The organism is Pseudonocardia cypriaca (assembly GCF_006717045.1).
In the GTDB taxonomy this organism is placed as follows: Bacteria; Actinomycetota; Actinomycetes; order Mycobacteriales; family Pseudonocardiaceae; genus Pseudonocardia; species Pseudonocardia cypriaca.
Window position 1 is genome coordinate 2,499,969 of sequence record NZ_VFPH01000001.1, and the last position, 22,180, is coordinate 2,522,148.

At 73.9% G+C, this 22,180-nt stretch carries 18 protein-coding genes; 9 read left to right on the top strand and 9 right to left on the bottom strand.

Annotated features, from left to right (window positions below):
* The first annotated feature begins 55 nt into the window (after positions 1 to 55).
* Together FB388_RS11980 and FB388_RS11985 are read left to right on the top strand one after the other, a co-directional pair.
* The gene (locus FB388_RS11980) at positions 56 to 1,381 is read left to right on the top strand and encodes a Rieske 2Fe-2S domain-containing protein (protein WP_142100351.1); all 1,326 of its coding nucleotides are present in this window, start codon (positions 56 to 58) and stop codon (positions 1,379 to 1,381) included.
* A gap of 1 nt (position 1,382) precedes the next feature.
* Entirely contained in the window at positions 1,383 to 2,843 is a 1,461-nt protein-coding gene (locus tag FB388_RS11985) for a glutamine synthetase family protein (protein ID WP_211361867.1), read from the top strand.
* A 13-nt stretch (positions 2,844 to 2,856) separates the two neighbouring features.
* Here the strand turns inward: FB388_RS11985 and FB388_RS11990 are convergent, their stop codons facing one another.
* Positions 2,857 to 3,564 (bottom strand): GntR family transcriptional regulator, encoded by a 708-nt coding sequence (locus FB388_RS11990; protein WP_211361868.1) that lies wholly within the window; start codon positions 3,562 to 3,564, stop codon positions 2,857 to 2,859.
* A gap of 147 nt (positions 3,565 to 3,711) precedes the next feature.
* Between FB388_RS11990 and FB388_RS11995 the strand changes: the two genes are divergently transcribed.
* Positions 3,712 to 4,839, top strand: coding sequence for a lipid II:glycine glycyltransferase FemX (locus FB388_RS11995; RefSeq protein WP_142100355.1), 1,128 nt, complete (start codon positions 3,712 to 3,714; stop codon positions 4,837 to 4,839).
* A 173-nt stretch (positions 4,840 to 5,012) separates the two neighbouring features.
* On the opposite strand, the gene FB388_RS12000 is transcribed toward FB388_RS11995, so the two are convergent.
* Positions 5,013 to 6,182 carry a cysteine--tRNA ligase gene (locus tag FB388_RS12000; RefSeq protein ID WP_142100357.1) on the bottom strand — a complete coding sequence of 390 codons (1,170 nt, stop codon included), beginning with the start codon at positions 6,180 to 6,182 and terminating at the stop codon, positions 5,013 to 5,015.
* Positions 6,183 to 6,325: 143 nt separating this feature from the next.
* Here FB388_RS12000 and FB388_RS12005 point away from each other — a divergent pair, with 143 nt between their 5' ends.
* The 6 genes from FB388_RS12005 to FB388_RS12030 all read left to right on the top strand — a co-directional run bounded on the left by FB388_RS12005 (position 6,326) and on the right by FB388_RS12030 (position 13,540).
* On the top strand, positions 6,326 to 6,853 hold the full coding sequence (locus tag FB388_RS12005; RefSeq protein WP_142100359.1) for a methyltransferase family protein: 528 nt from the start codon (positions 6,326 to 6,328) through the stop codon (positions 6,851 to 6,853).
* A 235-nt stretch (positions 6,854 to 7,088) separates the two neighbouring features.
* Positions 7,089 to 8,897, top strand: a complete 1,809-nt coding sequence (locus tag FB388_RS12010) for an ABC transporter ATP-binding protein (protein ID WP_142100361.1) — start codon at positions 7,089 to 7,091, stop codon at positions 8,895 to 8,897.
* Between the two features lie 73 nt (positions 8,898 to 8,970).
* A complete protein-coding gene (locus FB388_RS12015; RefSeq protein WP_142100363.1) occupies positions 8,971 to 10,737 on the top strand; it encodes an ABC transporter ATP-binding protein in 1,767 nt (588 codons plus the stop codon).
* Positions 10,738 to 10,800: 63 nt separating this feature from the next.
* Positions 10,801 to 12,072: an MFS transporter gene (locus tag FB388_RS40360; RefSeq protein ID WP_246121850.1), complete on the top strand. Its 1,272-nt coding sequence runs from the start codon at positions 10,801 to 10,803 to the stop codon at positions 12,070 to 12,072.
* A gap of 7 nt (positions 12,073 to 12,079) precedes the next feature.
* The gene (locus tag FB388_RS12025) at positions 12,080 to 12,736 is read left to right on the top strand and encodes a TetR/AcrR family transcriptional regulator (RefSeq protein WP_246121851.1); all 657 of its coding nucleotides are present in this window, start codon (positions 12,080 to 12,082) and stop codon (positions 12,734 to 12,736) included.
* Between the two features lie 42 nt (positions 12,737 to 12,778).
* Entirely contained in the window at positions 12,779 to 13,540 is a 762-nt protein-coding gene (locus tag FB388_RS12030; RefSeq protein ID WP_246121852.1) for a class I SAM-dependent DNA methyltransferase, read from the top strand.
* Here FB388_RS12030 and FB388_RS12035 read toward each other — a convergent pair.
* The 7 genes from FB388_RS12035 to FB388_RS12065 all read right to left on the bottom strand — a co-directional run bounded on the left by FB388_RS12035 (position 13,525) and on the right by FB388_RS12065 (position 22,050).
* Entirely contained in the window at positions 13,525 to 14,487 is a 963-nt protein-coding gene (locus FB388_RS12035; RefSeq protein ID WP_142100369.1) for an ABC transporter substrate-binding protein, read from the bottom strand. The two genes, FB388_RS12030 and FB388_RS12035, sit on opposite strands and share 16 nt — an antisense overlap.
* A 136-nt stretch (positions 14,488 to 14,623) precedes the next feature.
* Positions 14,624 to 17,149: a PEP/pyruvate-binding domain-containing protein gene (locus FB388_RS40855; RefSeq protein ID WP_142100372.1), complete on the bottom strand. Its 2,526-nt coding sequence runs from the start codon at positions 17,147 to 17,149 to the stop codon at positions 14,624 to 14,626.
* A complete protein-coding gene (locus tag FB388_RS12045; RefSeq protein ID WP_170225581.1) occupies positions 17,146 to 17,865 on the bottom strand; it encodes a TetR/AcrR family transcriptional regulator in 720 nt (239 codons plus the stop codon). Before FB388_RS12045 ends, FB388_RS40855 begins: the two co-directional genes overlap by 4 nt.
* Positions 17,866 to 17,923: 58 nt before the next feature.
* On the bottom strand, positions 17,924 to 18,958 hold the full coding sequence (locus FB388_RS12050) for a LacI family DNA-binding transcriptional regulator (protein ID WP_142100377.1): 1,035 nt from the start codon (positions 18,956 to 18,958) through the stop codon (positions 17,924 to 17,926).
* 25 nt (positions 18,959 to 18,983) lie between these two features.
* Positions 18,984 to 19,763 (bottom strand): enoyl-CoA hydratase/isomerase family protein, encoded by a 780-nt coding sequence (locus FB388_RS12055; protein WP_142100379.1) that lies wholly within the window; start codon positions 19,761 to 19,763, stop codon positions 18,984 to 18,986.
* Positions 19,760 to 20,848 carry a type 2 periplasmic-binding domain-containing protein gene (locus FB388_RS12060; RefSeq protein WP_142100381.1) on the bottom strand — a complete coding sequence of 363 codons (1,089 nt, stop codon included), beginning with the start codon at positions 20,846 to 20,848 and terminating at the stop codon, positions 19,760 to 19,762. The genes FB388_RS12055 and FB388_RS12060 overlap by 4 nt, the downstream gene beginning before the upstream one ends.
* Positions 20,845 to 22,050, bottom strand: a complete 1,206-nt coding sequence (locus tag FB388_RS12065) for a CaiB/BaiF CoA transferase family protein (RefSeq protein ID WP_211361870.1) — start codon at positions 22,048 to 22,050, stop codon at positions 20,845 to 20,847. The genes FB388_RS12060 and FB388_RS12065 overlap by 4 nt, the downstream gene beginning before the upstream one ends.
* Positions 22,051 to 22,180: the final 130 nt, after the last annotated feature.

The following is a 22,180-nucleotide window of genomic DNA, read 5'->3' on the forward strand; positions in this document are numbered from 1 at the left end:
GTTCAGAAGTACTGTGGATCCAATCTGCCCGATCTAGGATGCATGAGGTCGCGCGATGTTGAAGCAGGCGGACAACGAGCGCGTCACGCGGTCCGGGCCGGGCACCCCGCTCGGGCGGCTGATGCGCGCCTACTGGCAACCGGCGGCGCTCGTGTCCGAGATGCCGGCCGATCGGCCCGTGAAGGCCGTGCGGCTGCTCGGCGAGGACCTGGTGCTGTTCCGCCGCGACGGCGGCTGGGGACTCGTGGGCCGGTACTGCGCGCACCGCGGCGTCGACCTGTCCTTCGGCCGGCTCGAGGGCGGCGGCCTGCGGTGCCTGTACCACGGCTGGCTCTACGGCCCGGACGGCCGCTGCCTGGAACAGCCCGCCGAGCCGGAGCACTCCACGTTCGCGTCGCGGGTGCGGATCCCGAGCTATCCCTGCGAGGAGCGCAACGGGATCGTCTTCGCCTACCTCGGCGAGGGGGATCCGCCCCCGTTCCCCGACTACGACTGCTTCACCGCGCCGGACGCCTACACTTTCGCGTTCAAGGGGCTCTGGGAGTGCAACTGGTTGCAGGGCGTCGAGGGCGGGATCGACCCGAGCCACGTGTCGTTCCTGCACCGCTTCGTCGGTGAGGACCCGCGTGAGGTGTACGGCCGGCAGTTCAGCGAGGTCGTCGAGGGCACCGACAAGAAGCTCTCGGAGCTGGTCGCCGAGAACCACCGCCCGGACATCGAGGTGGAGGAGGCCGCGCACGGGCTGCGGGTCTACGCCGTGCGCAGCCTCACCGACCGGCTCAAGCACGTCCGGGTCACGAACCTGGTCTTCCCCAACGCGTTCGTCGTGCCGTTCGGCAACGACCGGGTCTTCTGCCAGTGGCACGTGCCGATCGACGACGAGAACCACTACTGGTACATGATCTTCTACGACTTCGCCGACGAGACCGACAAGGAGACGCTGCTCGCCCAGCGCCTCTCCGAGGTGTCGCTGCCGGACTACCGGCCGCTGCGCAACCGCGGCAACGACTGGGGCTTCGACCCGGTCGAGCAGCGCGACCTGACCTACACCGGCATGGGCCTGGACATCAACGTCCACGACCAGTGGGCGGTGGAGAGCATGGGCCGGATCCAGGACCGCACGGTGGAGCGGCTCGGCGTCTCGGACCGGGCGATCACCGCGAACCGCCGCCTGCTCCTGCGCGCGATCGACGCGTTCGTGGCCGGGCGCCCGACACCGGGTCGTCCGATCGACGTCGCGGCGGCGCGGGCGCTCACCGGGCCCGCCGCGGTCGACACGCTGGCTCCGGCGCACGGGTGGGAGGAGGCGTGGCGTGACCGAGAACTGGAACGGCGGCTCCGCTCGCCGTGGGCCCGATCGAGCCGGGTGGGCGGTGCGTAGCGTGGACGAGCGCCCGGTCTCCGAGGCGGGCGGCGGGAGCGCCGTGCGTCCGATGCTCGCCGCCGACCGGGAGGGCTTCGTGGCCCGCCACGAGCTGTGGGACGACGCGAAGCACGCGGCGGCCGCGCAGCTGCGCCGGGTGGTCGACGAGCTGGGCGTCGAGCGGGTGCGCATCGGGTTCGCCGACCAGCACGGCGTGGTGCACGGCAAGACCGTCACCCGCGAGGCGCTTCCGGCCGCGCTCCGCTCCGGAATCACGGCGCCGTCGTCGTTGCTGCTCAAGGACACCTCGGGCCGGACCGTCGTGCCCGTCTTCACGGCCGACACCGGCCTCGGGGTCGCGGGCTTCGCGGGGGTGGGCGACGTCGTCCTGGTGCCGGACCCGACGACCTTCCGGGTGCTGCCGTGGTCGCGCGACACCGGTTGGCTGCTGTCGGACGTGCACTTCCCCGACGGGCGGCCGGTGCCCTTCTGCACCCGCAGCCTGCTGCGAGGTGAGCTGGCGCGGCTCGCGGGCACCGGGCTGGAGCTGACCGTCGGCGTGGAGCTGGAGTTCCACGTCTTCGGCGAGCCCGGCCCCGACGGTGTCCCGGTCCCGCTCAGCGGGGGAGGGCAGCTCCTGCACGAGGAGGGCCTCGACCGCCACGACGAGCTCGTCCGCACGCTGCACCGCGGTCTCACCGACCTCGACCTGCCCGTCCGCTCCCTCGAGCTGGAGTTCGGGCCGAGCCAGTTCGAGATCACCATGACGGCCCGCGACGCCCACCTCGCCGCCGACGACGTGCTGCTCGCCCGCGCCGCGATCCGCCAGCTGTGCCGGCGCGCCGGGCTGAGGGCCACGTTCATGTCCCGGCCGGCGGGCAGCACATCGGCCAGCACCGGGTGGCACCTGCACCAGTCGCTGCGGGACGGCACCGGGCGGGCCGTCATGGAGGCGCCGGGGCAGCTCCTCTCCTCGACCGGCCGGCACTGGCTCGGCGGCCTCCTCGGGCACGCCGCCGCGGGAGCGGTCTTCTCCACGCCGACGGTCAACGGCTACAAGCGGTACCTGCCCCAGTCCCTCGCGCCGGACCGGGTCGGGTGGGGCATCGACAACCGGGCCGCCATGATCCGGGTCCTCCCCGCCAGGGCCGAGGGGGGCGCGCGGCTGGAGAACCGGGCCGGCGAGCCCGCCGCGAACCCCTACCTCTACATCGCGGCGCAGGTGGTGGCCGGGCGGGACGGCGTCGCTGGCGCCGTCGATCCGGGAGAGCCCCTCGACGCGCCCTACAGCGCCCCGGTGGCGGCGCTGCCCCGCTCGCTCGGCGAGGCCCTCGACGCGCTGGCCGCCGACCCGGTGTTCGAACGGGCCTGGGGGCGCGAGGTCGTCGCCTGGTTCACCGCCATCAAGCGGGCCGAGTTCGACCGCTACCTCGCCCACGTCTCGGACTGGGAGCAGCGGGAGTACTTCGGGCTGCTGTGAGGTCGCCGCGAGCTCAGCCGCGGAACACCGTGTGGGAGCGTCGCTCGTACCAGCGGGCGAGCGCATCACCGGCCGCGACCACGTGCTCGCGCATCAGTTGGCGGGCGAGCTCGGCGTCGTTCGCCGCGAGCGCCTCGACGATCCGTTCGTGCTGGTCGACGTTGTTGGCGCGCAGCCGGGGATTGTCCTGGAGCACCAGCGCGGAGACGTTGCGCGGGAACGCGTCGTTGATGTCGCGGATGGTGCGGGCCAGCCGCTCGTTCCCCGCGACCTCGTGGATGAGCGCGTGGAACCGGTCGTTCGCCACGGTCGTGGGCGACCCGGTGGTCGGGGAGGTCGGCGCGTCGTTCCCGGGCGGATCCTCGCGCAGCACGTCGATGGTGCGGCGCAGCTCGTCGAGCTGCTCCGACGCGATCTCGCCGACGGCGCGCACGCAGGCCAGCCCTTCCAGCTCGGCCCGCACCTCGTAGGCCTCGCGGACCTCCCACGGCGCCGGCACCCGCACCACCGCACCCCTCCGGGGCAGTACCTCGATCAGCCCGCCCGCCTGGAGCTGGCGCAGCGCCTCCCGGACCGGGGTGCGGCTGACGCCGAGCGCGGCGGCCAGGTCGGCCTGGCGCAGCTGGGCGCCGATCGGGATCTCCCCGGACATGATCCGCGCACGGATGGCGGCAGCGGTCTCGTCGACGAGAGCGTTCGGTTCCCGGGCCTCGGAGTCCACGGTCAGCCCTTTCTTGGATACGCGCCCAACACTCCAGGATCCAATCACGCCGAGAGGCATCCGTCGGCCGTCGAGGCGGGCCTCGCCGTGCTCTGCGTACTACCGTGGGGAAGTGCAACGGCACGCCCGTCCGGGAGGGGAACGGACATGCAGGAGCCGCGCACGCCGGCGGTGGACGTCACCGCCAGCACGGAACCCGACCCCGCCGTCCTGCGGGAGTGGGACGCACTGGTCGACCACACCCCCGGTAGCGACGTCGCCCAGCTGTCCTCGTGGGCGAGCATCCGCCAGGAGTCGGGCTTCGACCCGCTGTACGTGTTCGCGCACGAGGAGGACCGGCTCGTGGGCGGGGCGCTGGTGCTCGAGCGCCCGCTGCCGATGATCGGCCGGGTCGGCTACGTGTCGAACGGTCCCGTCGTGTCGCCCGCCGCGCCGCGTGAACCCGTCGTGGACCGGCTCAGCGCGGCGATGGAGCGGCTGGCTCGCGGACGGTTGCGCGCGCTGTTCGTGCAACCACCCGCCGACGCGCGGGATGTCAGCGTGGCGCTGCGCAGGCGGGGGTTCCGGCGGAGCGAGTCCGGGATCGCGCCCGCGGCATCGATCCGCGTGGACCTGCGCCGTGACATCGAGGATCTCCGCAAGGGCCTGACCAAGGCCAACCGGCGGCGTACCCGGCACTGGGCGGAGCGCGGCGTCCGGGTGCGGAAGGGATCAGGGGACGACATCCCCGTCGTCGCCGACCTCGTCGGCCGCAGCGCGGAACACCAGCAGTTCGAGCCCCTGTCGGCCGGCTACATCGAGAACCTGCACCGGGAGCTGGACGCCGAGCAGCACGCCGCCGTGTTCGTCGCCGAGATCGACGGCTCGCCGGCCGCGGCGCTCCTGTGCACGCAATGTGGCGGGGTGGTCAAGCAGCGCCTGTCGGGGATGGAGCGGTCGGAACGGGCCCGCCGGGACGGCGTCAGCGCCGCAACGGTGTGGCGTGCGATGGAGTGGGCGAAGGCGAACGGCTACCACACCTACGACTTCGGCGGGATCAGCGTGCGGGCGGCCGATGCACTCCTCGGCGGTGAACCCGAGTCGTCGGCTCCCCTGAAAGGGACCGAGCGGTTCAAGACGTCGTTCGGTGGCGAGGTGTTCCGGTACCCCGAGCCGGTCGAGCTCCTCTCGTCCCCGACGCTCAGGCTCGCCTACGACATCTCGCGGCGAACACGGGCGGGCGGCCGACTTGTTCAGATCGCCAAGCGGATGCTTCGCGGTGGGCGCAGGAGCTGAGCTCGGATCCAGTGCCCCGCCCCGCAAGGTTCACCACGTAACTCCGCGGCCCAGCCGCCCGCCGGCCGCGTTGCCGCACGAGCCGAGTACGCCCGGTACGAGGCTCGTGCGGCGCCAGCTCACGCGAACGCCTGGATCCACCGATTCACGCGCCAACCTTCCGGGGCGGGGCACTAGTCGAGCGCGAGCGTGCGGATCAGCCGGCGGGCAGCGTCGCCGCCCGCGTCGATCGCGACCCGTACGGCGGTGGACACGTCGAGGTCGTCGAGGAGCGCGGCACGGACGCGCAACGCCGGCGCCTCGGTCCCGCCGCGGGTGCCTGCTGCGAGGTACAGCTCCTCGAGCAGTCGTGTCGCGTCCCGGAGCGCGCTCGGGTGGTACTCCCACGCCCGGTCCCAGCGCCTGTCCAGCAACATCAGGCGTACCGCTGCCCCCGGAGCACCGTTCAGGAGGTCGCTCACCAGCACGAGGTTGCCGGTTGACTTGGCCATCTTCGCTCCGTCGAGCCGGACGGTCCCCACGCGGAACTGTCGTCGGGCGAACGGTGTGGCGCCTGTTGCGGCCTGGGCCATCGCCACCTGGTACGCGTGGTGCGGGAACCCCAGGTCGGCGCCGCCGGCGAGCACATCCACCACGCCCCCGAGCGTGGCGAGCGCCATGGCCGCGCACTCGGCGTGCCAGCCGGGACGCCCCGGCCCCCACGGGCTGGGCCAGGCCGGATCGCCCGGGCCGGAGGGCTGCCAGACGGGCACGTCGAACGGGTCGTCCCGCACCGGGTCGTCCGGGCGGTCGCCGTACTCCGACGACAGTGCCCACGCCTCCTCCGCGGTCAGGCCACACGCACTCGGCAGGTGGGCCCCGTGGAAGAACACGTGCCCGTCGCGCTCGTACGCGGCCCCCGTGGCCAGCAGCGCCGAGGCCAGCCGGAGGACGTGCTCGACGTGGTGGCGGGCGTGCGGCGCGTGCGTCGGTGGCCGGACGTGGAGCGCGGCCATGTCCTGGTCGAAGTAGTACTCCTGGACGAGGCCGAACTCCTCGTACGGGCGACCTCGTTCGGCGGCCGCGCGAGTCAGGACGTCGTCCACGTCGGTGACGTTGCGCGTGAGGACGGTGTCGACCCCGGTCATCCGGATCACCCGCCTGATCACGTCGGTCCACACGAACACCGAGGCATGACCGAGGTGCGTCACGTCGTACGGGGTGATCCCGCAGACGTAGACACGGGCGGGGATCGTGAGCGGCAGCGGCTCGCCGGCCAGTCTCAGCGTCTCGGACGAGCCCGTCCCGGTGCGCGGTTCCTGAACGTGCGGATCCTGGGCGGCACCGCTCGTCGGTCCGATCACCGACCCATCGTGACACGGACGCCGGCTCGACGGGGTCCGCCGGCGTCGAGCGCAGCCCACGGGTCCCTTGAACACGAGCGCCGGTGACCGTAGGCTGCCAACATTCAATGGCAAATGAATTTTCCACTGATCGGAGGATGGCGATGTCGATCGACGACGAGGCGGCCCGGCGGCGGGCGGCGATCGGATCGGCGCTGTTCATGGCCGCGGGCCCCGGGATGGTGACGGGCTTCGTGCCGTGGCTGCTCACGCGCTGGAGGCCGCGGCGCCCCGTGCCGGGTGGTGTGGCCGCACGGGCTGCCGGCGCAGTGCTGGTCGGGGTGGGCGCATCGGTGATCACGCACTCCTTCGCCCGGTTCGCGAAGGAAGGGCTGGGCACTCCGGTGCCGGCGGCGCCGCCGACCGAGCTCGTCGTCGGTGGGCTGTACCGGCACGTCCGCAACCCGATGTACCTGGCGCTCGACTGCCTGATCGTCGGGCAGGCCCTCCTGCTCGGCCGGGCCCGCCTCGTCGCGTACGCGACCGCCGTTCAGGCCGCGGCGGCCACCTTCGTCAAGGTCTACGAGGAGCCGACGCTCGCGAGGACCTTCGGTGACCAGTACGAGCGCTACCGGCGCAACGTCCCCGGGTGGTGGCCGCGACTGCGGCCGTGGGAAGGCCTCGGCCGATAGTTTTTACCGATGAGTGTTGGCCAACCGATGATGTTCACCTGGAGGAGGGCCTGTTGAACTGAGGCGGCGGCCCGCCTCTTGACAAGCATTCTCGATTGCGATGAGGTATGCCTAACTTCAAGCGTACTGCGTACCCATCGATCGAGGTGTCCATGTCCGGTCCGTCCCGTCGGGCGCCGCTGCGCCCGCCAGGCCTCGAGGGCGTCGCCCATCTCGAACCCACGAGGAGGGTGGCGTGACCGTCACAGCCGTCCGGCCCGAGGAGGGCACACCCGTCGAGGAGGCGAGCGAGCCGCCGCCGGGCGCATCGTTGTCGGCCTTGACCGAGCCGGTACGGCCCCGGCTCGTCGTCGCCGTCGCGCTCGGCGCGGCCGGCGCGGTGCTGGGCGTCGCGGGGCTCGTCGCGCTGGCCCACGCGCTGCGCGAGCTGTTCCGGCCGGAGCCGGACAGCGGACTCGCGGTGCTGCTCCTGGTGGCCGCCGCGGTCGGGGTGATCGGCCGGTTCGGCCTGCGCGCGTGGTCGTTCCAGGTCGCCCACCTGGCCGCGTTCGACCTGGAGACGGTGCTGCGCACCCGCCTGTCGGCGCACCTCGGGCGCGTGTCGCTCGGCGAGGTGCTGCGCCTCGGGTCGGGGCCGCTGAAGAAGATCGTCCAGGACGACGTGCGGGCGATGCACAGCGCCGTGGCCGACGCGGTCCCGCTCGTGGGGTTCGCGCTGGCGCAGCCGGTCGCCGCGCTCGTCGCGCTCGCCGTCGTGGACTGGCGGATGCTGCTGGCCGTCGTCGTGATCGCGCCGGTCGTGGTGGTCGCGATGCAGCTGTCGATGCGCGACCACGCGGCCGAGCGGGCCCGCTACGACCGGGCGAACGAGACGATCAACGCGGCGATGGTGGAGTTCGTGCAGGGCATGCCCGTCGTGCGCACGTTCGACGACGGCAGTACATCCTTCCGCCGGTTCGCCGCGGCCGTGCACGGGTTCACCGAGGCCACCGCCAACTGGCAGCGCCGCAGTCGCACGCCGGGCCTCATCGCGCGGATCGCGATGACCCCCGTGCCGACGCTGGTCGTCGTGCTCGCGGCCGGGATCTGGCTCGTCGCGGGCGGGACGATGGAGCCGGCCGGGCTGCTGGTGGCGCTGCTGATCGGCACGCTGCCGATCGAGTCGATCCTGCCGCTGATGTACCTGAACAACTTCGTGAACGACTCGAAGGCCGGGGCGGCCCGGATCGCCTCGGTGCTCGCCCTGCCCGAGCTGCCGGAGCCGGCACGTCCGCGGCCTCCGCGCGACGGCTCGGTCCGCTTCCGGGGGGTGACGTTCCGCTACGGCACCGACCGGAACCGGCAGGCGCTCGACGGCGTCGACCTGGACGTCCCCGCCGGCTCCGTGTGCGCGCTCGTGGGCCCGTCCGGCTCGGGGAAGTCCACGGTCGCGCGGCTCGTCGCCCGCTTCCACGACGTCGACGCCGGCAGCGTCGAGGTCGGTGGGGTCGACGTGCGCGAGATCGGCACACCGGCCCTGCTGCGGCACGTCGCACTGGTCTTCCAGGACCCGTTCCTGTTGGACGACACGGTGGCCGAGAACATCCGGCTCGGCCGCCCGGACGCCACCGACGAGGAGGTGGAAGCCGCGGCCCGGGCGGCGGGCGCGCACGAGTTCGTCGTCTCGGAGCTGCCGGACGGCTACGCGACGCGCGTGGGCGAGCGGGGCGGGCTGCTGTCGGGCGGCCAGCGCCAGCGGCTGACGATCGCGCGGGCGATGCTGGTCGACGCGCCGATCGTCGTGCTCGACGAGGCCACCGCCTTCGCCGACCCGGAGAGCGAGGCCGCGATCCAGGACTCGGTCGCGGCGCTCACCCGCGGCCGCACCGTGATCGTGATCGCCCACCGGCTCGCCACCGTGGCCGACGCCGACCAGATCGTCGTGCTCGCGGAGGGCCGGGTGGCCGAGCACGGCACGCACGACGAGCTGCTCGCCGCGGGTGGTCGGTACGCGCGGATGTGGGAGCACCACGAGCGGGCGCGGGCATGGGGGGTGCGGGGATGAGCGAGCTCGCGAGCGAACCACGGACACAGCGACTTGGGCGAATGCCCGCGACGAGCGCCGGCGAGGAGCTGGCATGAGACGGATCATCGGCCTGATGCTGCGGGTCGCCGGCCCGTACCGGGACCGGTTCGCCACCTCCATCCGCGACTCCGTGATCGGGTCGCTCGCGCAGGCCGGCGCGTACGCCTGCGTGCTGCCGATCCTCTACGAGCTGTCCCGGCCGCAGGTGGACGCGGCCGCGGCGTGGCGGTGGTTCGCGGTGTTCGCCGCCTGCTACGCGGTGGAGGCGGTGTTCCGGTGCCGCGAGATCGGCTTCCAGTACACCGAGTGGGCCCGGGTGATCGAGTCGATCCGGCTGCGCCTCGGCGACCGGCTGCGCCGCATGCCGCTGCGCGAGCTGGAACGGCGGGCCACCGGCGACCTCACCACGGTCGTCGGGGGCAACGCGGTGAACGCCGCGCTCGGCGTCTCCGCCGTCGCCCTGGTGTTCCTGCAGATGGTCACCGTCCCGGTCGTGCTGATCGCCGTGTTCCTGGTGGTCGACTGGCGGCTGGGGCTCACCCTCGCCGTCGTCACGCCCCTGGCCGTGCCGTTCGTGCGGCGCATGCAGCGGATACTGGGGAGCGGGTTCCGGCGGGTGGACCAGGCCGACGCGGCCGCGGCGTCGCGGATCGTCGAGTACGTCCAGGGCCTGCCGGTGTTCAAGGCCACCGGGCAGGTGGGGGAGTCGTCGGTCCGCCTGCAGCGGGCGCTGCGGGAGCAGACCCGCCACCAGGCCGAGTCGCAGACCCGGGCCGCGCTGCCGGCGCTCTACGCAGCGGCGGTGGTGCAGCTGGGGGTGGTCGCCGTCGCGGCCGTCGGCACGGCCCTCGTGCTGGGGGCGGACCTGACGGTGCCGGTCCTCGTCGCCGTCGTGGCGGGCGCGGTGCGCTTCGCCGAACCCCTCGCCACCGCGACGACGCTGACCGCCATGTTCGAGATCACCGACGCCGCCGTCGAGCGCGTCGTCGAGGTGCTCGACACCCGGCCGCTCGACGCCGACCCGGACGCCCGGATCACGCGCTTCGACGTGGCGTTCGACGAGGTGGGGTTCGCCTACGCCGAGGGCGGCGCGCCGGTGCTGCGCGGCGTCACGTTCGCCGTGCCTGCCCGCAGCTTCACCGCGCTCGTCGGCCCGTCCGGATCGGGCAAGACGACCGTGACGAAGCTGCTCACCCGCTACGCCGACCCGGACGCCGGGACCGTGCGGATCGGCGGTGTGGACCTGCGAACCGTCGACCCGAGCGAGATCTACCGGCACGTCTCCGTCGTCTTCCAGGACGTGTACCTGTTCGACGACACCATCCGCGCGAACATCGCGATGGCCCGCCCCGACGCCACCGACGCCGAGGTGGAGGCCGCGGCCCGCGCGGCGAACGTGCACGGCTTCGTCGAACGGCTGCCGCGCGGCTACGAGACCCGCGTCGGCGAGATCGGCGGCTCGCTGTCCGGCGGGGAGCGGCAGCGGATCTCCATCGCGCGGGCGATCCTCAAGGACGCCCCGATCGTCCTGCTCGACGAGCCGACCGCCGCGCTCGACGCCGAGAGCGAGGTGGCGGTGCAGCAGGCGATCGACGCGCTGGTCGCCGACCGCACGGTGGTCGTGATCGCGCACCGCATGTCCACCGTGGTCGGGGCCGACCAGATCCTGGTGCTGGCCGACGGCCGGATCGCCGAGCGGGGCCGGCACGCCGAGCTGCTCGCCGCCGGTGGGCGGTACGCGCGGATGTGGGAGGCGCAGACCAGGGCCCGGAAGTGGCGGGTCGGCGCGGAGGTGGCCAAGGTGGGCACGGATGGATGAGCGAGCTTGCGAGCGAATAATCGTCACAGCGCCTGCGCGAAGCGCCACCCGAGCGCAGCGAGGGTGAGCGATGAGCGAGAGGGCGGGGCCGGCTCCCCGGTGGACCGGCGGGTGCTGCTGCTCCTGCTCGGCGCGGTGCTCGCGGCGTTCACGGGTCAGCAGCTGCTCGGCCCGGTGCTCGCCCCGCTGTCGCGCGAGCTGCGGCTCGGCGAGGTGCAGCTCGGGATCGTGATCACCACGGCCGCGGCCGTGCTCACGGTGGCCAGCCTCTTCTGGGGACGGGTGTGCGACCGGTGGGGGCACCGCCGCGTCCTGCTCACCGGGCTCACGCTCTGCACCGCCGGGCTGGCCGGGTTCGCCGCCGTCGCGGCGTGGGCGATCGGCACCGAGAACCCGCCTGCCGCGGCCGTGCTCACCGGGATGATCGTCATGCGGAGCCTGCTGTTCGGTTTCGGCGTCGGCGCGGTGCCGGTCGCCGCGCTCGCGTACGTCGCCGCTGCCACCGTGGGCGAGACGGAGCGCACGCGGGCGGTGTCGCTGGTCGGGGCGGCGCAGGCGTTCGCGCTGGTCCTCGGCCCGGGCTTCGGTGGCCTGCTCGCGGCGGGCACGCTGCTCGCCCCGCTCTACCTCGCGCCGGTGGTGCTGGCGCTGATCACCGTCGTCGTCGCCGTCGTCCTGCCGCGGGAGGCGCGCGCCGGGGGGCGGCGCACGTTCCCGCCTGCCCGGACGCTCAGCCCGCTCGACCCGCGGCTGCGGCGGTTCCTCGCCATCGGGTTCCTGCTCTTCCTCTCGCTCGGCACGATCCAGATCGTGCTCGGGTTCCTGTTCCAGGACCGCCTCCGGCTGGACGCCACGGCCACCGCGGCCGCGACGGGTGGCGCCGGGTTCGCCACCGGGCTCGTCCTCGTCGCGGTGCAGGGCGGGCTCGTCCCCCGGCTGCGGTGGGGGCCGGTACGACTGCTGCGCGTCGGGTCCCCGGTGGCCGCCGCCGGGTTCGGCCTGCTCGCCGTCGGGCCCGGCTTCTGGTCGATGACCGCGGGGATGATGGTCGCCGCGCTCGGGCTCGGGATGGCGTTGCCGGGCTACACCGCGGGCCCCACGCTGGCGCTCGGCCCCGCCGAGCAGGGGGCGGTGGCCGGGCTGGTCAACGCGACCAACGGGAGCACGTTCATCGTCGGCCCGCTGATTGGCACCGCGCTCTACGCGGCCGGGCCCGCCCTGCCGGTCGCGCTCAGCAGCCTGCTGTGCCTCGCGGCGGGTGCCCTGCTCGTCCGGCCGTTCCGCCCGACCGCGCCGGCCGCCGAGGTGCCGGTCGCGGAACGAGGCCAGGGATGATGTGGGTGTGAGCGTGGCAGGACCGGCGGGCCGTGGCCGTCCGTTGCGCAACGGCCGCGGCCTGCTCGACCGGCAGGCGATCGTGGCCGCGGCCCTCGCGGTGGCGCGCACCGAGGGCCTGCCCGCGGTGACGATGCGCCGGATCGCCGACGAGCTCGGGTGCGGGCCGATGTCGCTGTACCGCCACGTCGCCGACCGCGACGCGCTGGTGCTGGAGATGCTCGACGTCGTCGCGGCCGGGATCGACGTCCCACCGCCGTCACCCGACCCGCGGGCCGAGCTCACCGGCCTGCTCACCGCCGTGCACGCCGCACTCGCCGTGGACCACTGGGCCGTTCTCCCGCTGGTCGCCGAGGGGTTCGCCAGCCCGCGCATCCTCCCGGTGCTCGACCGGGCGCTCGCGGCGCTCACCCGTGTCGGGCTGACCGGGCGGGCGCGGCTGGCGGCGCACCAGATGCTCTGGCAGTACGTGTTCGGCGAGCTGCTCTGGACCCACCACGACCAGCCGGACTCCCTCGGCAAGCGGATGGTGCGCGCGGCGTCGCCGCAGGACTTCCCCGCGATCGCGGACGCCGTGCGCACCGCGTCCGTGCACCCGGCCGAGAACTTCCCCGAGAACCTGCAGCGCCTGCTCGACGGCGTGCTCGGCGGCGGGAGCCGCTGAAGTCGGTTGCCCGCCCCGTGGCCACCCGCTCGAATGGGAGTCGTGCCTTTCGACGCGATGTCCTTCGACCCGCGCACGAGCTTCGGCCCGCAGGTCGCCGCCCTCTACGACGACAAGCCCCTCGGTGACGAGGAGGCAGCCGTCACCCGCCTCGCGCAGCTGGCCGGGGCCGGGCCCGCACTGGAGCTCGCGATCGGCACCGGCCGCATCGCGCTGCCGCTCGCCGCCACCGGCGTGCGGGTCGACGGCATCGAGCTGTCGCAGGCGATGATCGAGCGGCTGCGCGCGAAGCCCGGCGGGGACGCGCTGCAGGTCACCTGCGGCGACATGGCCGCGGTCGAGCTGCCGGACCGGTACCGGCTCGTCTACCTCGTGTTCAACTCGCTGATGAACCTGCTCACCCAGGACGGTCAGGTCGACTGCGTCGTCAACGCCGCCCGGCACCTCTCCGACGACGGCGTGTTCGTCGTGGAGAACGTGGTGCCCGACCCGATGTACGGGCTGCGCCACGACCGCGGCGGCGTCGACCAGTACGTCAACGCGACGGGCATCGACGGCGAGCGCGTCTCCCTCGAGGTCGGGCGCTACGACCGCGTCTCCCAGCGCGTCGACAAGAACCACATCAGGCTCACCGACGGGGGCATCAGCCTCGAACCGCTCGCGCTGCGGTACGTCTGGCCCAGCGAGCTGGACCTCATGGCCCGGATCGCCGGACTGCGCCTGCGCGCCCGCTGGGGCGGGTGGTCGGGAGAGCCGTTCGACTCCCGCAGCCTCCGGCACGTCTCGGTCTACGGCCGCGCGTAGCGCGCCCGGTAGCCGCGCAGGCGCTCGAGCCCGGCCGGTGACGCGGCTCCGTCGACCACCGCGCCCTCGCCGAGCAGCACCGCGGCGAGGTCGTCGAGCACCCACAGGGCCCCGAGCGCGCACGACATCGTCGCCCAGCGCATCACGTCCACCTCCACCACGCGGCCGCCCCGCACCGCCCCGAGCCGCTGCCACAGCGGCTCGTCGCGCAGGAACGCGGGGTCCGCCGTCGGTCCGGTGAGGAGCAGGACGAGGTCGGCGTCGTGCTCCGTGATGCGCTCGGTCGACACCGGGACGAAGGGGGCGGCGGGGTCCGTCGGACCGCGCTGCGCCGCGGGCCGAAGTAGGCCCAGCGCCGCGACGACGGTGCCGGCGGGCGTCCCGGCGCCGAGCAGGTAGAGCGACTGGCCGTCGAGGCCGGGCGACAGCACCGACACCGTGGGCGGCGAGGCGCCGCGCAGCCGGGAGGCGAGGTCGGCCGTCCGGCGGTGCACGTCGTCGATCAGGGCGCTCGGGTCGGCGTCCATGCCGGTCGCGAGGGCGCGGCAGTCGGCGTCGGCGTCGCCCGTCCGGTCGACGGTGCGCACCGTGGCCAGCCGGCCGATGGCCGGGTCGGCGCCGGAGGTGCGGAACCCGACCACCCGGTCCGGCCGCAGCGCGGCGAGCCGCTCGACCTCGACCCCGCCGCCCGCGCCCGACACGTCCACCACCGGTGCGCCCTGGAGCTGCGTGATGGCCTGCACGAGCGGGTCGGCGGCCAGGAAGGAGGCGGTGCCGACCTGGTGCGCGCCCAGCAGCAGCGCCAGTGCCGCGGTGGCGCCGTCGAGGGTGACGAGCCGGCCGGTCGACCCGCCCTCCCCGCTCCCGCCGGCACATGCCCCGAGCAGCGTCGCGGCCGAGCAGGCGAGCAGTGACCGGCGGGACAGGTGGACAGCTCCGCTGCGCATGCACTGGAGGTCGTCGCGTGATCCGCTCCGGTTCCCGGCCCGTGGATCCGTTGATCGGCGGTGTGCCGGTTCGCAGACCCGTCCGCCGCTCGGCGGCCTGTACGAGGAGCTGGCCGGTACGAGGAGCCGACCGTGGTCACGTGCCCGGAGTGATCACCTCGACGGTGCCGCGGCTGCCGTCGACCCGCACCCGGTCGCCCGTGTGCAGCACGCTCGTGGCGTTGCCCGTGCCGACGACGGCCGGGATGCCGAGCTCGCGGGCCACGATCGCGGCGTGCGACAACGGCGCCCCGACGTCGGTGACGACGGCGGCGGCGCGGGGGAAGAGCGGTGTCCAGCCGATGTTGGTCACGGTGGTCACGAGGATCTCGCCGGGCCGCAGGTCCCCGCCCTCCTCGGCGGAGCGCAGCACCCGCACGACCCCCTCCACGACGCCGCTCGCACCGGGGAACCCGGTCACGTCCCCGCCCGCCGCCGGCGGCGCCGCCGATGCGTCGTGGAGATCGGAGCGGCGGCCGGGGTCGGCCGCCCAGGCGAACGGGTCGAACGAGCCCCTGATCAGCGACGGGTACGGCGGCAGCGCGGCGTAGCGCTCGTATGCGGCGCGCCGCTCGGAGGTGTCGGGAGCGGGTGCGCCGTGCAGGACGGCGGTGACCTCGTCGACGTCCAGCATGAAGACCTCGTCGCCGAGCCCGGTCAGTTCGCCGGCCCGCAGCAGGTAGGCGCGCGCCACCGCGAACGTCCGGATCACCTCGGTGCGCGCCTGCTCGCGCTTGCTCGCGGCGCGGGCCCAGCGCTGCAGCCGTTTGCGGGTGGCCGCCACCTGCTTCGGGTGGGCGGCGACGAGCCGTTCCCACGCGGCGCGGTGGGCCGCCTCCTGCTTCCGCAGGAGCTCGAGGGGGTCGGCGCCGGCCTCGCGCAGCGCGCCGAGCTGCTGCTCCACCCAGCCGGGCTGCTCGGCGGGGCGGGGCAGGGACACCTCGAACTCGTGCGGCCCGCGGTGGCCGTAGCGCTCGGCGTAGGTGGCCTCGTCGATGTCCCCGCGTTCGAGCAGCGCGAGGCCCACGACGGGACCGAGGCTCGCGAGCATCTCGCCGTCGACGGTGATCGCCGACGTGAGCGCAGCCGCGTCGGCGTCGCCGACCAGCTTCCGCAGCCGCTTCTGCACGGTGAGCAGGGCGATCGGGTCGCTGCGTCCGGCGGCGGCCAGCATGTCCGACGCCATCACGACGAGCGGGCGCAGCTCGTGGTCCCAGAGCCGCGCCAGCGCCGCGGGGTCGGTGGTCGCCCTGATCCGGTCGGTCAGCTCGGCGCAGTGGCACCGGTTGCCCGCCACGAACGCGGGCAGCCGCCGCAGCGTGCCGGGCACGCTCGCCATGAACCGGGCCGCGGTGGGCACGAGCGAGCGGAGCACCTGCATCCGCGAGAGCGGGACCGGGGGGATCGCGACGCCGGCCGGCAGCCGGCCGAAGGTGTTCTCGGTCAGTGACCGGAAACGCGGCTCGGAGATGCCCACGAGCGCCGACATGGCGGCCGACAGGCTCAGGTTCAGGTAGAACCGCCCGCCGATGTTGCCGTACCCGCGGAAGCCGGGCAGCGAGAGCGTCGGCATCGCCCGGGACATGAACACCTGCACCAGCGACCAGGTGCACGGTGTCATGACGTCCGGGATGGCCTCGCCGAGGTTGGTGCCGGTCCACAGGTAGTCGCCGAGGCGGGTGTCGTTCCACGGGTCGCGCAGCCCGGTGATCGGACGGGCCTGCACGATCGCGAACGTCCCCTCGGCCAGGGTCCACTCGACGTCCATGGGGCGGCCGTAGTGGCCCGCGATGCGCCTGCCGAGTGCGGTCAGGTCGGCGCTGCGCGCGTCGTCGAGGACGGGGGCGCGGCGCCGGTCGTCGGGCACCGGCTGCTCGGCGGGACCGTCGGCGGTGCGGACGGTCATGACGGCCTTGTCGCCGGTTCGCCGCTCCAGCACGGCGCCGGTGGCCGGGTCGAGCACCAACTCGTCGGGGGTGACCTGCCCGCCCACGAGGGACTCGCCGAGCCCCCACGTTGCGTTGACGACCATCCGGTCGGTCGCGCCGGTCACCGGGTCGGCGGTGAACAGCACGCCTGCGGCGTCGGCGTCGACCAGCTCCTGCACGACCACCGCTAGCGCGACGTCCGCCGGGTCGATCCCCTCCCGCCTGCGGTACTCGATCGCCCGCGCGGTCCACAACGAGGCCCAGCAGCGGCGGACCGCGTCCACGACGGCGTCGGCGCCGCGGACGTCGAGGAACGTGTCCTGTTGCCCGGCGAAGGAGGCGCCGGGCAGGTCCTCGGCGGTCGCAGAGGAACGGACGGCCACGGCCGGCTCGCCCAGCGCGGCGTAGGCCGCCCGGATCGGCGCAGCGAGCTCGTCGGGCACCTCGTGCGCCGCGAACAACGCGGCGATGGCGTCGGCGTCCGCGGCGCCCGCTGCGGCGACGATCCGGTCCTGCAGGCCGTGGTGGGCGACGAACCGCCGGTAGGCGGCCGTGGTCAGGTGGAAACCGGGCGGCACCGGCAGGCCGGCGCGCATCAGCGTGGCGAGCGAGGCGCCCTTGCCGCCGACGGTGGCGAGGTCCGCCCCGGCCGCGTCCAGCGCGAGGACGTACGTGCTCTGCGCGTACGTGGTCATGCGGTCTCCTCAGTCGTCAGGGCGGCGTGCAACCGCTCCTCGGCGCCGGCCAGCGCGCGGACGACGTGGTCGCGCACCGCCCGGTCCATTGCCGTCACCTCGTCCGGGGCGAGCGGTTCGGGGCGCTCGAGGGCGCGCCAGATCGCCTCGGCCACCAGGCCGGGCACCGCGTCGTCGGCCACCCGGAACTCGTCGGGCATGAGCGGAGCGGTCACGAAGTAGCCGAGGTACACCGTGCTGAGCACGGTGACCTGCTCGGCGAGGGTGCGGTCGGTGCGCACCAGGCCGTCCGCGCGCAGCGTCACGAGGAGCTCGGTGATCCCGCCCGTCGGCCTGCCCTCCTCGGCGGCGGCCCGTGCGAGGCCGCCGAGGATCTCCGTGTCGCGGGTCAGCACGGCCGTGACGAGCGGGCTGCGCTGGTAGGCCCGCACGCTCTCGGCGAGCAGCAGCTCCAGGTCGGCCGGGCGACCCGCGGCGTTCAACCGCTCCATGATCTGGGTGAGGAGGACCGCCTGTTCCCGGCGCAGCAGCGCGAGGAAGAGCCGGTCGCGGCTGCGCCAGTGCGCGTACACGCTGCCCTTCGCGACGCCGGCCTCGCGGGCGATGTCGTTGATGGTCGTGCGGTCGTGGCCGTAGCGCAGCAGCAGCCGCGCCGCGGCGTCGAGGATGCGGCCGGCCCGCTCGGCGGGATCGACGGGGACTCCCCGTGGTGACACCGGCACCTCTCATGATGACCAGATGGACGGATCTGGTCATCATGGTGCCACAAGTCGGTCAGGAACTCTCGCGGGGCACGACCCGGAACCCGACGTCGCGCACGGGCTCGGCGACGGGCCTGCGCTGCATGCGGTCCAGCAGCAGGCTGCCCGCGAGCGTGCCGATCTCCTCCGCCGGCACCGCCACCGTGGTCAGGGACGGCACCACGTGGGAGGCGATCTCGAAGTCGCCGAACCCGGTGATCGCGAAGCGCTCGGGCACCGGGATGCCCCGCCGGGTGCAGGCGAGGAGCGCGCCCGCCGCGAAGACGTCGCTCGCGAAGACCAGCGCGTCGGCGTCCGGGTACCGGCTGAGGGCCTGGTCGAGCAGCTCCACGCCGGTGGCCATGCTGACGGGGCGGTCCTCGGCGGCGCAGATCCGGGGCTCGGTGCCGAGCATCTCGCGGACCGCCGCGGCGAACCCGTCGCGGCGCTCGGCCGCGCGGAAGTCCCCGGACTGCAGGGCTCCGGCGAAGACCGGGCGGCGCCGTCCGCGCTCGACGAGGTGGCGCACCAGCGCCGCGGTCGCCGCCGCGTTGGAGAACCCGACGAGCAGGTCGACCGGGCGCTCGGTCCAGCCCCAGGTCTCGACGACGGGAACCGCCGCGGCGGCGAGCAGCGAACGCGTTCCCGCGGTGTGCTCCGTGCCGACGACGAGCAGGCCGTCCGGACGACGGCCGAGGAAGCTGCGGACGAGCCGCTCCTCCTGCTCGGGGTGGTACTCGGTGCTGCCGACGAAGATCTGGTAGCCGTGCGGGGTGAGCGCCTCTGAGAACGCGTGCACGGTCTGGGCGAACACCGACGCGTTGATCAGCGGGATGATCGCCGCGACCGCGCGGCTGCGGTTGGACGCGAGGTTGCTGGCCGCGAGGTTCGGCACGTAGCCGGTGGCGGCGACGGCCTTCTCGACGCGCTCGTAGGTCTCCTCGGCGACCGACTCCGGATCGCGCAGCGCACGGGACACCGTCTGCGGGGAGACGCCCGCGGCCCGCGCCACGTCGTCGAGGGTGACCGAGCTGGTCCGCCTGCGCGTGCGGCGAGGCGTGGGGTCCACGCGCGGAACCGTAGCCAACGCCGGATCACCGCCTGCGGAAGACCGGCGCGCGCTTCTCGGTGAACGCCCGCCTGCCCTCCGCGGCGTCCTCGGTGGCGAAGCAGATCGTCTGCAGGTCGCGCTCGTACTCGAGGGCCTTGTCCTCCGGCATGCTGTACGCGGCCCGCAGGTTGATCTTCGCGGTCTCGGCGGCGATCGGCGCCCTGCACGCGATCGTCGCCGCGATCTCCCGCGCCCGCGCCGTGAGGTCCTCCGGCGGGGTGACCTCGCTGACGAGGTGCCAGCGCAGCGCCTGGCCCGCGTCGATCGGGTCGCCCGTCATGATCATGAGTGCGGTGTTGCTCGGGCCGATGGCACGGGAGAGGAGGCTCGTCATGCCCCCGCCACCGATCCAGCCCAGCTTGATCTCGGGTGCGGCGAAGGTCGCGGACTCCGACGCGATCCGGATGTCGCAGGACAGCGCGGTCTCCAGGCCGCCGCCGAGCGCGTAGCCGTTCACGGCCGCGATGGTCGGGGTGCGCGCGGCGCGGATCGCGTCGCAGTAGTCCGTGCGGTTGCGGAAGTCCCACGGGGTGGCGTAGCGGTCGAGCTCGCGGATGTCGGAGCCCGCGCTGAAGGCGCGCCCGGTGCCGGTCACCACGATCGCCCGCACCTCGTCGGTGCCGTCGCACCACTCGACGGCGCGGACGATCGCCGCGGACATCTCCGCCGTGACCGCGTTGAGCTTCGCCGGCCGGTCGAGGGTGAGCGTCGCGACGCGATCGGCGACTTCGAGGAGCACGTCGGCCGTGCCGAGATCGATCATGAGATCCGCTCCTTCTCGCGGTAGAGCACCTGGAGGCGGGCGAGGGCGCGGCGGTGGTCGAGGGCCCCGGCGAGCGCGTCGCGGACCAGGGCCGAGGCGGCCGACTGGAAGCCGATGTAGCCCGCGTACCGCGGGCGCACCCACGCCGTCTCGCAGGTCCGTGCCGTCCCGCGGTAGAAGCCGCCCGCCGCGGCGTCGACGCTGTCGTCGGCCCAGGCGGCTCGCGCGCTCGGCTGCCCGGCGTGCGTGGGCAGGAACCGGGTCTGCGCCTCGGTGCTCATCAACCACCGGATGTGGTCGAGCAGCGCGGCGGTGGGCGTGCACCGGGCGCTGACGGCGATGCCGGTGCCGCCCAGCGTGGAGCCGGGGCGCCCGCCCGGCGCGGCGGACGGGGCGTCGCCGAACGTCAGGCGCCCGGCGTAGTTCACGTACCCGTAGACGAGGGGGCAGAGCGCGAGGTCATCGGTGGTCGACATCAGCTCCAGGAGCCCGATGGGGTTGAGGGCGCGGGTCGGTGCCGCGGCGCGCGAGTCGATCGCCGCCATCAGGTCGAGCGCCTCCAGCCCGGTGCCCGTGGACAGCAGCCGATGGGGGTCGGTGGCGGGCTCCTCGCCCAGGGCGACCGCGATCGAGGCGAAGGTCAGGAAGGCGTGCGGCCCGGCGAGCGACAGCGCCACCGGGGCGGTGCGGGAGATCCGCTCGACCTCGTCCCAGGTGGCGGGTGGTTCGCCTGCGAGGTCGGCGCGCACCGCGCACACCTGCGTGGCGGCGTCGAGCGGGAGCGCCCACTGCCGGCCGTCGCAGGCGTAGGAAGCCATGGTGGGGCCGATGCTCGCTGCCGCCCACGCCGCGAGATCGTCGGCGGCGAACAGGTCGTCGAGCGGGGTGAGGCTGCCGGTCGCGATCGCGTCGCCGAGGTGCGGGTGGTCGAGCACGACCAGGTCGTAGCGCGCGCACAGGTCGTCGATCGGGTGCGACTCGAACCCCTCGAGGGACTGCGTGTCCCAGGTGATGAGGTCCCCGGCCGCGGCCTTCAGCGCCGCGTAGCCGCGAGGGTGGTCCCAGGTCAGCCCGACGAAGGTCACGCCGTCTCCACCACGAAGCCGTCCGCGAGCAGCCGGTCGATCTCGGTGGCGTCCAGGCCGAGCTCGCCGAGCACCTCGCGGGTGTGCTCGCCGGTCAGCGGGGCGCCGCGGTCGATCCGCGGCGGGGTGGCGGAGAACCGGTACGGGAAGCCGGGTGTGGTCACGCGGCCTTCCGTCGGGTGGTCGTAGGTGACGAACGTGCCGTTGTGCCGGACCTGGGGGTCCTGCAGGAGGTCGGCGTAACCGTAGACGGGTCCGGCCCAGATGCCGGCGGCGGCGAACGCGTCGAGCCAGTGCTGCGACGGCTTCGTCTCCAGGTGGCGGGCCGTCGTCGCGAAGATCTGGTCGCGGTGGGTCCAGCCGTGCTCCTCGTCGACCATGTCGAGGAAGGAGTCCTCGCCGAGCACCTCGCCGAGGGTCTTCAGCGGCGGGAAGGCCAGCACGACGTAGCCGTCGGCGGTGCGGAACGCCCCGTAGGGCGCGCGGATGTAGACGTGGGCGTGCGGCTCGTCGGACCGCGTCTGCGGCAGCCCGCCGACGGTGTGCACCGACAGCTCCTGCATCTGCAGCGTCGTGATCGCGTCCAGCATGTTGACCGTGACGAGCTGGCCCTCCCCGGTGCGCTCCCGGTGCAGCAGCGCGGCGAGGACGCCTTCGAACGCGGTGGAGGCGGTGACCGCGTCGACGAGGTACTGGCCCGCGGCCCGCGGTGCCTCGCCGGCCCGCCCGCTGGAGAGCATCGCGCCGGACATCGCCTGCAGCAACAGGTCCTGCCCCGGGCGCTGGGCGTAGGGGCCGTCCTCGCCGTACCCGGAGATCGACACGTAGACCAGCGCCGGGTTGACCGCGCGCAGGCTCTCGTAGTCGACGCCGAGCCGCGCCGCCACGCCAGGCCGGTAGTTCTGCAGGAAGACATCCGCAGAGGCCACGAGCTTGCGCAGCACGTCGCGTCCCGCGTCGGTCTTCAGGTTCACGGCCAGGGAGCGCTTGTTGCGGTTGAGCGACAGGAACGAGACGTTGATCCGGTTGCCGCCCGCCCCGCCCGCCGCCGCGTGCCGCTGCCACTCGCCGGTGACCGGCTCGACCTTGACGACGTCGGCACCGAGGTCGCCGAGCCGCTGCGCGGCGAACGGGCCCGCCATCGCGATGGAGCAGTCGAGGACGCGGTAGCCGGAGAGCACGCCCGGCCGCTGGTCTGTCACGAGGAACTCCTCTGGTGTTAGCGCTACCGCTAGCGCTAACATCACGCTAGGCAGCCGCCGGTCGAGGTGTCAACGGGAGCTGTCGATCTGTCGAGAGAAGAGGGTTCATCGATGAACCGTTCGTTGTCCC